General features: G+C 55.2%; 6 protein-coding genes. All 6 read left to right on the top strand.

Translation table 11 applies throughout. The annotated features are described in order from the left end of the window. Nucleotide 1: 1 nt before the first annotated feature. The gene (locus HP435_RS15075; protein ID WP_229049682.1) at nucleotides 2–4,792 is read left to right on the top strand and encodes a type I polyketide synthase; all 4,791 of its coding nucleotides are present in this window, start codon (nucleotides 2–4) and stop codon (nucleotides 4,790–4,792) included. After that, nucleotides 4,792–9,507 (top strand): type I polyketide synthase, encoded by a 4,716-nt coding sequence (locus tag HP435_RS15070; protein ID WP_173599533.1) that lies wholly within the window; start codon nucleotides 4,792–4,794, stop codon nucleotides 9,505–9,507. The genes HP435_RS15075 and HP435_RS15070 overlap by 1 nt, the downstream gene beginning before the upstream one ends. 23 nt (nucleotides 9,508–9,530) lie before the next feature. Next, nucleotides 9,531–10,646, top strand: a complete 1,116-nt coding sequence (locus tag HP435_RS15065; protein WP_173599534.1) for a hypothetical protein — start codon at nucleotides 9,531–9,533, stop codon at nucleotides 10,644–10,646. A gap of 87 nt (nucleotides 10,647–10,733) precedes the next feature. Then, nucleotides 10,734–11,819, top strand: a complete 1,086-nt coding sequence (locus HP435_RS15060; RefSeq protein ID WP_173599535.1) for a Gfo/Idh/MocA family protein — start codon at nucleotides 10,734–10,736, stop codon at nucleotides 11,817–11,819. Next, nucleotides 11,816–12,757 (top strand): ROK family protein, encoded by a 942-nt coding sequence (locus HP435_RS15055; RefSeq protein ID WP_173597326.1) that lies wholly within the window; start codon nucleotides 11,816–11,818, stop codon nucleotides 12,755–12,757. The genes HP435_RS15060 and HP435_RS15055 overlap by 4 nt, the downstream gene beginning before the upstream one ends. Further along, nucleotides 12,754–13,938 carry a DegT/DnrJ/EryC1/StrS family aminotransferase gene (locus HP435_RS15050; RefSeq protein ID WP_229049681.1) on the top strand — a complete coding sequence of 395 codons (1,185 nt, stop codon included), beginning with the start codon at nucleotides 12,754–12,756 and terminating at the stop codon, nucleotides 13,936–13,938. The genes HP435_RS15055 and HP435_RS15050 overlap by 4 nt, the downstream gene beginning before the upstream one ends. The last annotated feature ends 86 nt before the right edge of the window (nucleotides 13,939–14,024 follow it).

Raw genomic sequence — 14,024 nt, 5'->3', positions numbered from 1 at the left:
TATGGCAAAAAAAGAAGAGATGTACTCCTATATATTGCAGCAGGTCGGCTCCGGGCAATTGGATAAAAACATTGCCGCACACCTGATTCATTATTTGCGACAGGATCAGCAAAAGGAGACGGATAACGACATTGCCATTGTGGGGATCGCCGCCCGGCTAGGCCAGGGTGACACGAACGCCCGGCTGGAGCAGCTTCTGCACCTGGGCATCGACTCCATCCAGGATATCCCGGCAAACAGGCAGGAAAATGCTGCCCTTTTCCTGCCCATGCTTCCCATCGACCAAGCCAAAGCGCAGTTTGACCGAGTTGGATATTTGCCCGAGATCGATCAGTTTGATCCGGGCTTTTTCCAAATATCCCCACGCGAAGCAAGTCTGATGGACCCGAATCAGCGGCTGTTTTTGCAATTGGCCTGGGAAGCGATCGAAGAGGCTGGCTATGGGGGCGCGAAGCTGGCAGGCAGCAAGACAGGGGTGTTTATTGGCTACAGCACGGATTTTGGCGAAGTGTACAAAAAAGGTATCCAGTTGCTGGCACCGGAAGCGATGGGGATCGCGATCCCCGGCAACATCCAATCGATTATCGCCAGCCGCATTTCGTATCTGCTCGATTTGAAGGGGCCAGCCGTCGCCATCGATACGGCTTGCTCCTCCACTCTGGTCGCGATTCATTTTGCCTGCCGCCAGCTCATCGAAGGTTCTTGCGATCTGGCATTGGCAGGCGGAATCAAGCTGCACCTTTTCCCGCTGAAAAGTCATGAGCACGTCAAAATCGGGATTGAGTCCTCAGACGAAAGAACGAAAACGTTCGATGCCAGCTCCGATGGCACTGGAAAAGGCGAGGGCATGGGAGCCGTTCTGTTGAAGCCGCTGAAAAAGGCGCTGGAGGATCGCGACCATATTCATGCGGTGATTAAAGGCAGCGCGATCAACCAGGACGGCAATTCGATCGGCATCACCGCGCCAAACTCGAAAGCGCAGGAAGAAGTCATTTGCGAGGCATGGGAGATAGCTGGCATCGATCCCGAGACGATCAGCTATATCGAAGCGCACGGAACGGGGACAAAGCTAGGCGATCCGATTGAAATAGAAGGAATCTCCCGCGCATTTTCGCGCTATACGAAGAAAAAGCAATTTTGCGCCATCGGTTCGCTCAAAACCAACATCGGCCATCTCGATCATGCCGCCGGAATTGCTGGCTTGGTAAAAGTAATCCACGCCATGAAAAGCAAAAAGCTGTTTCCTTCGCTGCATTTTCAAAAGCCGAATCCAAATATTGATTTCAGCTCGTCCGCGGTTTATGTGAACGACCAGCTGCGCGAATGGAGCACAGCCGGAGCGCTGCGCACGGCAGGGATCAGCTCGTTCGGGTTGAGCGGCACGAATTGCCATATGGTTTTGCAAGAGGCTCCGCCCGCTTTTGCCGAGCGACAGCAAGCAGCTTCGCTTCATTTGCTTCCGCTGTCCGCCAAGGAAGAACAGGTGCTGTTGACACTTGTCGCGGAATATGCCGCTTATGTATCCCGCAATCGGCAAGTTGATCTGGACGATTTGTGCTACACGGCGAGCACAGGGCGCGGTCACTACAGTCATCGGCTGGCGATCGTTTTTACCGACTGCGACGATCTGCTCTACAAACTGGAACAGCTCAAGAAACACGGTCTTGCCTCGGGAGAAAACGTGCGCTACCAGGTTCACGAAGGGGAAGCGGGCGGCGACACAACCATGGGGCGGGCTGGGGCTGGCGTCTGGCGAAGAGTGACAGAGGAAGAAAAGCAAGTACGGACGCTGCAGGCTGAGCAAAAACTGCAAGACATGAAAAGCGCTTTGCCAAACAGAGAGTTGCCTGCCTATGTGTCCTTGGGAGAGCTGTACGTCGCAGGCGCCGAAATCGACTGGGAGCAACTGTACGCAGGGATCGCGTGCAACCGCATCAGCCTGCCTGTCTATCCTTTTCAAAAAGTTCGCTGCTGGCTCAACCAGGAGGACTTCGCGGCCTACAAACAGTCGCCCGCACGTCCACAAGAGCTGCGGCATCCGTTGCTCACGAGCTTGCCTGCAAGGGAAAGTGCTTCCGGCGAGGTGACGTATACCGTCGGCTTGTCGGTCAAAGACGATTGGGTTTTGAACGAGCATCGCGTGGGCAGCGAGTATGTTTTGCCTGGCACGGCCTACATCGAGCTGTTGCTGGAAGTGGGCAGGCAGCAAGGCGGGTTTGCCGTCATCAAGGACCTCGCCTTTTTGCAACCTTTTTCGCTTCAGGACGGGGAGAGCTGCGAACTGCACATCACGGTGAAAAAAGCGGGCGAAGAAAAGCATTTTTCCATCGCCAGCAAAGATCAGCTGGACGGCTCGTGGCGCAAGCATGCAGAAGGAAAGCTGTGCCGCCCGACGCAAGAGCAAAAACGTGTAGACCTGCCCGCTCTCATGCAGAAGCTCCCGGTGGCGGCCCGCGCAGCCGATCTGCAAGCAAGCGGAGCCTACATCGCGACAGGCGCTCGCTGGGACAACTTGCAGGAATTGCGATTGGCAGGTGAAGAATGTCTGGTTGCCATCCAGCTTGCCGAGCCGTATCGCGCAGAAACCGCTCGCTACCACTATCACCCGGCGATGCTGGACAACGCGGCAAATATCGCGATTCGCAGCATCGATGAGCAACTGTATTTGCCGTTTTACTATCAGGAAATTCGCGTCCACGCCCCGATCCCTTCCGCCATTTACAGCTATGTGCGCCAGCGGGAGCAAGGGGAAGACAACCAGACGGCGACCTTTGACATCGACATCGTCAATCCCGCTGGCGAGGTGCTTGTGGAAATCGAAGGATACACGATCAAGCAGGTGCGCACACAGTTGACGGCGGCGAGCTATTACGAAAAAGACTGGATCGCGCAAGAAGCGCAAACGGTATCTCCTTTGCCAGCAAAAGCGGACGAAACGGTCGTCGTGTTCACAGGGGAAGGCGAGCTGGCGGAGCGGCTTCGGCAGCAGCTTGGCGCTGTCTACGGAGAAGTAATTGAAGTCGGCTTCGGAAAAGAAACGGGGCAGGTCAAGGATCGCGAGGACTACCATCACTTGTGGCCGCAATGGCAACAGCAGGCGAAAAAGGTCAGGAAGATCATTCATCTGCTGAGCATGACGGACGCCAGCGCCCCAGCGGCAAAAGGACTCGATGACGCCGAGCAAAGAGGCTTTTACAGTCTGTATTACTTGCTCGACAGTCTGTTTGCCCAGCCGAGTAGCGGCGAGGAATGGGAAATCATCCTCGTCGCCGAACACGCCAACCGCGTCACAGGCGACGAGATCACCCTGCGGCCGGAGCACGGCTGCTTGCTTGGCCTTGGCAAAGTGGCACGGGAAGAGTTCCCGCACGTTCGCATCCGGTTTATCGATGTCGACGCGCATACCGATCCGCGTAAGGTCGTGGAGGAATTTGCAGTCGCAGCTGCCCCGTACCAGGTAGCGTATCGCCACAACAAGCGATATGTGGAACGTTTGCAAGAAACGACACTCGCACCAGCAGAAGACAGGGACGCAATCAAAGCAGACGGCGTCTACGTAATTACAGGCGGAATCGGAGGACTGGGTCTGGAAATCGGCAAAGAGATCAGCCGCTTGCATCCGGTAAACCTCCACCTCATCAGTCGCCAAGGCTTGCCTGCGCGCGAGACGTGGACGGAGATCGAAGCGGCAGGAACGGATCAGCCACGAATCCAGCAGATCGCCTCTATCCGCGAGATGGAAAAGCAGGGCGCGCACGTGCAGATTCACGCGGCAGACATTAGCGAAGAAAGCCAGCTTCGGCAAGTGCTTGAGAACATTCGCAAAGAAGCTGGAGCGATCCATGGCGTGATTCATTGCGCGGGCGTCGCCGGAGAAGGGTTGCTTGTGCGCAAGCCGGAAAGCCGCATCCGGGAAGTGCTGGCTGCCAAGGTAAAAGGCACCCGGCTGCTCGATCAGCTCACCGCAGCGGACAATCTCGATTTCTTTGTGATGTTTTCCAGCATGAACACGGTGACTGGCGGTGCAGGCCAGAGCGATTACGTCGCGGCCAACAGCTACCTCGACCTGTACGCCTCGTACATGCGCCAAGCAGGCAAAAAGGCGCTGACGATCAACTGGCCGCTCTGGCGAGACGTAGGCATGGGGCAGGCGTATGATGTGGACAATCGCCACAGTCCTTTCGAGAGCCTTGCGCCCAGACAAGGGGCGGCGATCTTTGCAGAGCTTTTGCACGCCGACCAAAGCCAGATCATCGTCGGTCAATGGAAGCGCCGACTCACGAAAGAGACGATCGGACACAGTCTGGCGCACGATTACGTCCTGAGCGATTCGCTGGCAAGCTTTTTCCGCGGACAGCTCGAAGCTCCACGCGAGGAAAAAGCGGATCGTCCTGGCGAGCAGCAGCCGCTGCGCATTTTGGATCAGGACGAAACGAGCTTGTCTGCGACAGAAAAAGAAGTCGCGAAAATTTGGGCGCAAGTTCTCGGGGTCAAAGAAATCAGCGTTTCCGCCAAGTTCAACAGCATGGGAGGCAATTCTATCCTGGCTGTCTATTTGTTCCGGCTTCTCGAAGAAACGTACGGGCCAATTCTCAATATTTCCGATGTGTTCACTTATTCCACGATCTCGGAGATGGCTGATTACATAGATAGCAAGCAGCAGCCTAGTGCAGGTGCCGCAGATGCCGCCAGCGAAACGACGACGCTGGATTTGCTGCAGCGGCTGGCCAGCCGGGAAATCTCCGTACACGAAGCGCTTGGCGCCTACAAAAACAAAGGGGGAGGTGTGTAATGACGGCAGTAGAACAACTCATTTTCGAACTGGTCGCTTCGCAAAAAATACATCCGACCGATGCTGCCGCGTTGCTTGCGCAGTGTCAAAAGCTGACCGAGCCGATAGCGGACAAAGAAATCGCGATTATCGGCATGGCAGGCAAATTTCCAAAAGGAGAAAACCTCGCCCGCTTTTGGGAGCAACTGAAACATCAGCAAAATTGCATCGACGAGTTTCCCGATTCACGCGTTCGCGATTGCATCGACGAGCGTTTATGGGGCAAAAACGACAAAAATCAATGGTTTTTTAAAGGCGGGTATTTGGAGCGAATCGATCAGTTTGACCCCGGCTTTTTCCAAATCTCGCCTGTCGAAGCGAAATTCATGGACCCGATGCAACGATTGATGCTGGAAACGTCCTATCAAGCGATCGAAGACGCCGGATACTACTACAAAGAGCTGAGCGGAACGAATACAGGCGTCTACATCGGCACGGATCATACGTGGGGGCAATGGTACCGGGACAATGCGGCGGAAAAAGACCCGCTGCTGTTGTCCGGCACCTGGTCAGCGATCTTGTCGAGCCGGATTTCGTATTGGCTGAATGCAAAAGGGCCAAGCCTGGTCATCGACACCTCGTGCTCATCGGGACTGGTCGCCGTTCATGAAGCGTGCCGGGCGATTCAGTCCGGCGTTTGCGACATGGCGATTGCCGGAGGGATTCACCTCAATTACAGCCCGATCAAAAATCCGATGCTCGGTCTTGTCGAGTCGGAAGATTATCTCATCCGCACCTTCGACAAGCGGGCAAACGGAACGGTTTGGGGAGAAGGAGTCGGCGTCGTCATCCTCAAGCCGTTGCAGCACGCGCTTCGCGATCGGGACCACATTTACGGTGTGATAAAAGGAAGCGCCGTAAATAACGACGGAACATCGGACGGAATCACGGCACCAAACTCGCGCGCGCAGGAAGAAGTCATTTGCCAAGCGTGGCAGGAAGCCGGAGTTGCCGCCGAAGCGATCTCGTACATCGAAGCACATGGCACCGGAACCAAATTGGGAGACTCGATCGAGATTGACGGACTGGTCAAAGCGTTTTCCCGCCATACGAAGAAAAAACAGTTTTGCGCGATCGGGACCGTCAAGACGAATATCGGACATACGGTTGGGGCATCGGGGCTGGCATCGTTGCTCAAAGTGATGCTGGCGATCCGCCAGGGTCAGCTTCCGGCGAGCATCAACTTTTTGGAAGCGAATCCGTTCATTGATTTCTTTGCTTCCCCTGTCTATGTCAATGATCGTCTCCAGGAGTGGACGACTGCGGGCGAACCGAGAATCGCCGGGATCAGCTCGTTTGGCTTTAGCGGCACCAATTGCCATATGGTCGTAGGAGAAGTACCCGCCAGGCAGCAAAAGCCGGAGAGTGTCGAACCTTCGCTCTATTTGCTTCCGCTGTCTGCCAAAGACGAAGCGGTGCTGTTCAAGCTCGTCGAGGAATATGTCGCGCATTTATCGCAAAACCGGGAGCTTGATCTGGAAGATTTGTGCTATACGGCGAGCACGGGACGCGGCCATTACAGCCATCGCTTGGCGATCATTTTCACCAGCTACGACGATTTGCTCGCCAAGCTGGGGCACCTGAAACGACACGGTCTTGCTCCCGCTGAGCAGGTGTTGTACCAGGTACACGAGATCGTCGTCAGCGGAGGAGCACCAGAGCAACAGCACGGCGCGAAGAAAAAATGGACCGAGCGGGAGAAGCAGGAGCTGTCCCGGCAAGGAGAGGACTTGCTGACAGCCAAGACTGCGCAAGGAAAAGACGCTTCCTTTTACTTAGCTTTGGGCGAACTGTACGTCTTGGGAGCAGCGATCGACTGGAAACGGATGTACGACCCAGCCAGCTGCAGCCGTCTCAGTCTGCCCGTCTATCCGTTTCAGAAAACGCGTTGCTGGGTGGAAAGCAGCAGCCAAGGCTATCGGCAAGCCGTGCCGCAAACGACAGGGCACCCGCTGCTTCGCGGGACAACGTGCGACAGTCTTGAGCAGACGGTGTACACGACCTCTTTTTCCGTGGCGACAGACTGGGTCGTGAGCGAGCATCGAGTGGGCAGCGAGTACGTATTGCCTGGCACGGCCTACATCGAGCTGCTGCTGGAGGTCGGCAGGCAGCAGGGCGGGCTTACCGTCATCAAGGAGCTTGCCTTTTTGCAGCCCTTTTCGCTTCAGGAAGGGCAGAGCCACGAGCTGCAAATCACGCTGAAAAAAGCGGACGGTGAACATCACTTCTACATCGCGAGCAAAGATCAGACAGATGGCTCGTGGCGCAAGCACGCGGAAGGGAAGCTGTGCCGCCCTATGCAGGAGCAAAAGCGCGTAGATTTGGCGGCTCTCCAAAAGGCGTTCCCTGCGGCTCGCGACACGCCGGACTTGCAGACAGATGGGGGCTTTATCACGACAGGAGCGCACTGGAACAACATCAAGGAGCTGCGGGTTGGCGAGAAGGAGTGCCTCGTTGCCATCGAGCTTTCCGAGTCGCAACGCGCAGAAGCAGCGCACTACCACTATCATCCGGCGATGCTGGACAACGCCGCGAATATTGCGATACGCAGCATTGATGAGCAGCTGTATTTGCCGTTTTACTATCAGGAAATTCGCGTCTATGGCCCGATCCCTTCCGCCATTTACAGCTATGTGCGTCAGCGGGAGCTGGGGGAAGGAAATCAGACGGCGACTTTTGACATCGACATCGTCAATCCCGCTGGCGAGGTGCTTGTGGAAATCGAAGGATACACGATCAAGCAAGTGCGCACGCAGTTGACGGCGGCGAGCTATTACGAAAAAGACTGGATCGTCCAAGAGGTGCAAACAGCATCCCCTGCGCGAGAAAAAGCGGACGAAACCGTCGTCGTCTTCACAGGGGAAGGCGAGCTGGCGGAGCGGCTTCGGCAGCAGCTTGACGCTGTCTACGGAGAAGTAATTGAAATCGGCTCCGGAAAAGAAGCGGGGCAGGTCAAGGATCGCGAGGACTACCATCACTTGTGGCCGCAATGGCAACAGCAGGCGAAAAAGGTCAGGAAGATCATTCATCTGCTGAGCATGACGGACGCCAGAGCCACAGAGGCAAAAGGACTCGATGACGCCGAGCAAAGAGGCTTTTACAGTCTGTATTACTTGCTCGACAGCCTTTCTGCTCAGCCGAGTAACGGCGAGGAATGGGAAATCATTCTCGTCGGCGACAACGCCAACCGCGTGACAGGCGACGAGATCACCCTGCGGCCGGAGCATGGCTGCTTGCTCGGTCTTGGCAAAGTGGCACGAGAAGAGTTTCCGCACGTTCGCATCCGGTTCATCGATGTCGACGCCCATACCGATCCGCATAAGGTCGTGGAGGAATTTGCGGTCACAGCTGCCCCGTACCAGGTAGCGTATCGCCACAACAAGCGATATGTGGAGCGTTTGCAGGAAACGACACTGGCAGCAGCAGGAGAGGACGACGCAATCAAAGCAAACGGCGTCTACTTAATTACAGGCGGAACCGGAGGACTGGGCCTGGAAATCGGCAAGCAGCTCAGCCGCTTGCATCCGGTAAACCTCCACCTCATCAGCCGCCAAGGATTGCCTGCGCGCGAAACGTGGACGGAGATCGAAGCGGCAGGAGCAGATCAGCAGCGAATCCAGCAGATCGCCTCTATCCGCGAGATGGAAAAACAGGGTGCGAGCGTGCAGATTCACGCGGCAGACATTAGCGAAGAGAGTCAGCTCAGGCAACTGCTGGAAACGATCCGCACCGAGTCTGGCACAATCCATGGCGTGATTCATTGTGCGGGCGTAGCCGGAGAAGGGCTGCTAGTGCGCAAACCGGAAAGCCGCATCCGGGAAGTGCTGGCTGCCAAGGTAAAAGGCACCCGGCTGCTCGATCAGCTCACCGAAGCGGACAATCTCGATTTCTTTGTGATGTTTTCCAGCATGCACACCGTAACAGGCGGCATCGGGCAGAGCGATTACGTTGCGGCCAACAGTTACCTCGACCTGTACGCCGCGTACATGCGCCAAGCAGGCAGAAAGGCGCTGACGATCAACTGGCCGCTCTGGCGAGAAGTGGGGATGGGGCAAGCCTACCAAGCCGACAACCGCCAGAGCCTGTTCGAGAGCCTTACGCCCAGACAAGGGGCGGCGATCTTCACAGAGCTTTTGCACGCAGAGCAATGCCAGATCATCGTCGGCCAGTTGAAGCGCCGACTTGCGAAGGAGACGATCGGGCACAGTCTGGTGCACGATTACGTGCTGGGAGAAACCATCGAGAGGGCCGTCACGCAGGCGATTGGTAGCGGCAGCTATCCGGCAGACTCGTCAGCCACAGAAACTGCGATCATTAAAGAAGCAGACCATCAGGAGATTACGGCGTGGGACCAGGAGATCGCTCACATCTTGGCGAGAGTGCTGGGACTTGAAGAGATCAGCATTTTTGCCAACTTCGAGGACTTGGGCGGCAATTCGCTGCTCGCGGTCAGACTGCAAAAGGAGCTGGACGCAGCCTATCCCGGCGTCTTCATGATCTCGGATATTTTTTCGTATCCGACCGTTCACGACATGGCGGCTTATTTGGAGCGAAAGCGCGCCACCCCGGCAAAACGCAGCATGACGATCGAGCAAATCATGAATGATTTGGAGCAAGGCAAAATAACGGCGGACGAAGCCGATCTGCTGATCAGAGAGATCAGCGAGCAAGTCTAGCATGATCGCGGAGGTGAGAAGCATTGGAAGCGTTTTCGCTACCCGTTGAGCCTTTTAACGGCACATGGGTGAATTGTGTTAACAACAATTTGATTTCGATATTGATGAACCACGACAAAAGCTTCGCGTACGCCCCGTGCCTGGCGCAAGCACAGTATCAGCTTCATTCCGTCGCAGACGATGGCAGTCAGGAAGCGGCAGAGCACAGCAGCCAAGCGCATGAAGAAGGAAGCCTGCTGCTGGACGTTGTCCGCGCGCTGGATTTTTCTTCTGTGCTGGATCTCCAAACCCACTCCTTAGAACCAGCAGACAGTGTGCACTTGGCCATCAAGCAGTTTTTGCACAGCGGATATTACGTGTTTGTCGATTTGGACCGCTTTCATTACCCTTCTGGCGTGGACGCGGAAAAGCACCGGCAAATTCACCCTGCTTTTCTGTACGGCTACGACGAACAGACGAAATCTTATCTGTTGATCGAGGATTGCATGCAGCCGAGCAAAATGGAACCATACGCGCTTCCCTACGATTGCTTCGACCGGGCCTTTGCAGCCGCGCAGACGTCTTCCCTGATTGTCACGCGCGTAAAGGAGCAAGAAGAGGTGGCGTTTTTTTCCAGGTGCACAAAAGAGCTGATTAGCGCGAATCTCCAGACGCTTCTGCGGGAAGAGTGCAAACCATACAAAACCGATCATGCAGGAAATTCGCTCATTTCCACAACGTACGGACTGTCTGCGATCAAGCAATTCGCAGACAGTCTGGAGACGAGATTGTTCGGGATTTCCCTTTCGCAGTTTCAGCGCAAGGCGGTGGCGCTCAAAAACCCGTATTTCTTTCGCAAGTCTACCGTTCATTTGCCTTTGATCTTGCATAAGCAAAACTGGGTGAGCGAGCAAGAATTTCAGCAGCTGAGCAGCGAGTATCAAACGCTGTGCCAGGAGTGGGAGTTATTCGGAAACTCGCTGATCAAATGTTATTACAAGAGCTGCTACAGCAAGGCTTCCACCCCGGCGCACCAGCGCGAAATCGAGTCGTTGCGAGAGCTGCTCGGCGGCATGTACGAAAAAGAAAAGCGCGTAGCGTCGCTCACGCTTGAGCTTTTGACATGCTCGACAGCATCGGGACAAACAGGAAATTTTTGATAAAAAGCGGATAAAAAGGAAGGAAAAACCTTTCGCATAAACGAATGAGTCAGAACCAACAGATGACAGATGAAGAGGATGAATGCTTTGGCCGAACAACGTCACATGTCCATAGGGATTGTCGGAGCCGGGTGGATCGCTGAACACGCGCATCTCCCGTGCTTTTTGTCGCTTGATAACGTGTCCGTGCGAGCGATATACGATACGGACGAGGCACGGGCTGCGCGCCTGGCCGAACAGGCGGGAGCGGCGGCGTGCTCACGTCTAAGCGAGATCGGACAGGTCCCTTTGGATGCCGTCATTTTATGTACGCCCAATCACACTCACTACGAAATCGCCAAGCACTTCCTGGAAAAAGGCATCCACGTGCTGTGTGAAAAGCCGATGACGACCACAGCGAAAGAAGCGGAGTCATTGCGCCGTCTGGCAGAAGAAACCGGAACTGTTTTGATGATGGGCTTTGTCAACCGTTACCGTGACGATATCCGGGAACTTCGTTCACGAATCGCAGCCGGACAAATTGGCGAGGTGCAAATCTGCGAAGTCAGCTGGCGCCGCAAAAGAGGGATTCCCCGACCGGGAAGCTGGTTTACGCAAAAGCAGCTTTCGGGAGGGGGCGTCCTCATCGATTTGGGTAGCCATATGCTCGACCAGATGCTTTTTTTGACGGGTGCCGAGGAGCCTGTTGCTTGCCTGGGCAGCTTCCATTCCCGTCCGGTTTTCACTCAGGAAGGGTACAGCAATTGGCTGGGCAGCTCTGAATCGGAAAAGGTTGAAGTGGAGGATACGGCAGTAGGCATGATTCAGTTTGCCAACGGTATGCTCGGCAAGGTGCAAGTAAGCTGGCAGGACGATGTAGCAGGAGATTTTGTGCAAATCCATCTGAAGGGCGAACGGGGAAGCTTGACGCTGAATACCTTGTTCGGCTTCAGCGATCAAGGATTGTACAAACAGCCGCATTTGCTGCTGACGTTTGCTGGTCAAGAGGTCCAGTATTTTCCTTTGCCTGCAAAGCCAGATCCGCTTGTTGCTTTTCAACGCCAAGCGGAGCAGTTTGTGGCGTGTATCCGCGAAAAAAGCCAGCCCGTTCCCTCTGCACAAGATGGCGAAAAAGTGGTTCGACTGATCGAGCTTCTCTATCAATCAGTGCGCAAAGGACTCGTTGTCACATGAGCGCTGGACTCGTCGCTGTTGATCTTGGCGGTTCCACGGCGAGAATGGCGCTCTTCGCTCTCGATGGCGCCACGATGCTGGAAACTGCCCGGCTGGAATTGGGGCAGGAAATCGAACCGCTGCAAGCCATTTCGCAAGTCATCAGCGTCATCGAAGGCTGGGAACAGAGGGCGCAGATGGAAATACGCAGCATTGTAATCGGGCTGGCTGCTGTGCATGATGCCGGAGGAACCATTGTCACTTGGCCAAATCGTCCGGAATGGAACGGCTTTGCCTTCCGCGATACTTTCGCCGCCTTGGCAGGCAAGCCTGTCGTGCTGTTTGACGATGCCAATCTCGCGGCGCTCGGCGAGTATGCTTTTGGCCTTGAGCACTCGGTCCAACATTTGCTGTATACAGTAGTCGGGACGGGAATTGGCAGCTCGCTTGTATGGCAGGGCAATGTGTATACAGGGGCAAGGGGAGCAAGCGGAGAGCTGGGCCATATCACGGTCGATCCTTGGGGAGAAAAATGTCCCTGCGGAGGGTTCGGCTGCTTGCAAATGTACGCGTCTGGCCGGGCGGTGGAACGCATCGCGCAAGCCAAAGGGCTGTCGGTTGCAAAAGCGAGTGACGTGTTTCATTTGGCCGCTGCGGGAAACGCAACAGCACAGGCAATCGTCGACGATTCCTTGCGAATGCTGGCGATCGGGATTGCCAACGCTGTGCGCCTGTTCGACCCGGATATGGTTGTCGTCGGCGGCGGCATGGCAAGCAGATTTCCGGAACATTATCGCTCCCTGGAAAAACGCGTTCAACAGTTCCTCGGCACCCTGCCGCAGCAGAATGTCCGCGTAAAACTTTCCGCCCTGGGAGACGATGCGGCACTTTGGGGCGGGATCGCTTACGGTTTGCAAATGTTTGAAAAAAATAAAGAAATGGAAGGTGTTCGCAAATGAGTAACCTGACAGAAAGATTCCCAAGCTGGCCAATGGCAGATGAAAACCAGGAAAAAGAATTGTTGGAAGCGTTGCGCAGCAATCAATGGTGGCGCATGTCCGGCACAAAAGTAAAAGAATTTGAACGAGTATTTGCCCAGATGCACCACGCCAAGCATACGCTGGCCGTTACAAACGGAACACACGCGATCAAGCTGGCTTTGCATAGCCTGGGAGTCAAGCCGGGTGATGAAGTAATCGTTCCGGCTTTTACCTTTATCTCGACGGCGTTGCCAGTCATTAGCTTGGGCGCGATCCCTGTCCCTGTAGACGTCGATCCTGGCACCTTTTGCCTCGATCCGGTAAAAGTGCGGGAAGCGGTTACGCCGCGCACAGTCGGGATGATTCCTGTGCATATGGCGGGACACCTGTGCGATATGGACCAGCTCCAGCAGATTGCCGATGAGTTTCATCTGTTTATTATTGAAGACGCCTGCCACGCGCACGGCGGTGAATGGAAAGGAAAACGCGCAGGCAGCATGGGTGATGCCGGGGTGTTCAGCTTCCAGCAATTTAAACTGATGACGGCGGGAGAAGGCGGCGCGCTCATCACGAATGCTCAAGATTTGTATGACCAGGCTTTCCTGTACCACAATGTGGGCCGTCCAGTTGGCGACAAAAAGTATCAGCACCTTGTCGAAGGTTCCAACTATCGGATTTCCGAATTTCAGGCTGCTGTCCTGCTGCCGCAAACCGCGCGCCTCGCTGAGCAAAACAAGCGCCGCGAGTACAATGCGCAAGTTCTCGATGCGGAAATGAAAGAAATCGATGGCATCATTCCGCAAATCCGTCAAGAAGAGTGTACGATCCATACGCACTACATGTACATGTTCTACTACAATCCGGTCGAATTTGGCGGGATCACAAGAGAGCGGTTTGTGGAAATGCTGAACGAACAAGGCATTCCCGCTTACATTGCCTACACGCAGATTCACGATACGCCAATCTTCAAGCAGTTCGTCGCCGATCTGGGCGATAACTACGCTTTCCCGAACCAGTTGCACTGCCCTGTCTCGAAGAAAATTGCCGAAGAGGTCATCTGGATTCATCATCGGGCACTGTTGGGTGATGCGGAATCGGTCAAAGGGATCGCCCAAACGGTCAGGGAACTGCAAGCGAGCACAAAAGCAAAGCTCGTATAGCCCAGCCAGGGCCGAAAAATTTTCTCGATAGCTGATGTGGAAAAGGACGGGTACCGGAGCACAAGCGCCGGGACCCGTTCCTTTTT

This window comes from Brevibacillus sp. HD3.3A (assembly GCF_013284375.2).
GTDB classification, from domain to species: Bacteria; Bacillota; Bacilli; order Brevibacillales; family Brevibacillaceae; genus Brevibacillus; species Brevibacillus parabrevis.
This window is presented reverse-complemented; position numbering and strand designations above follow the sequence as displayed.

Coding starts and splice junctions, on each gene's coding strand:
- HP435_RS15075 (WP_229049682.1), top strand. CDS start 2: ATGGCAAAAAAAGAAGAGATGTACTCCTATATATTGCAGCAGGTCGGC.
- HP435_RS15070 (WP_173599533.1), top strand. CDS start 4,792: ATGACGGCAGTAGAACAACTCATTTTCGAACTGGTCGCTTCGCAAAAA.
- HP435_RS15055 (WP_173597326.1), top strand. CDS start 11,816: ATGAGCGCTGGACTCGTCGCTGTTGATCTTGGCGGTTCCACGGCGAGA.
- HP435_RS15050 (WP_229049681.1), top strand. CDS start 12,754: ATGAGTAACCTGACAGAAAGATTCCCAAGCTGGCCAATGGCAGATGAA.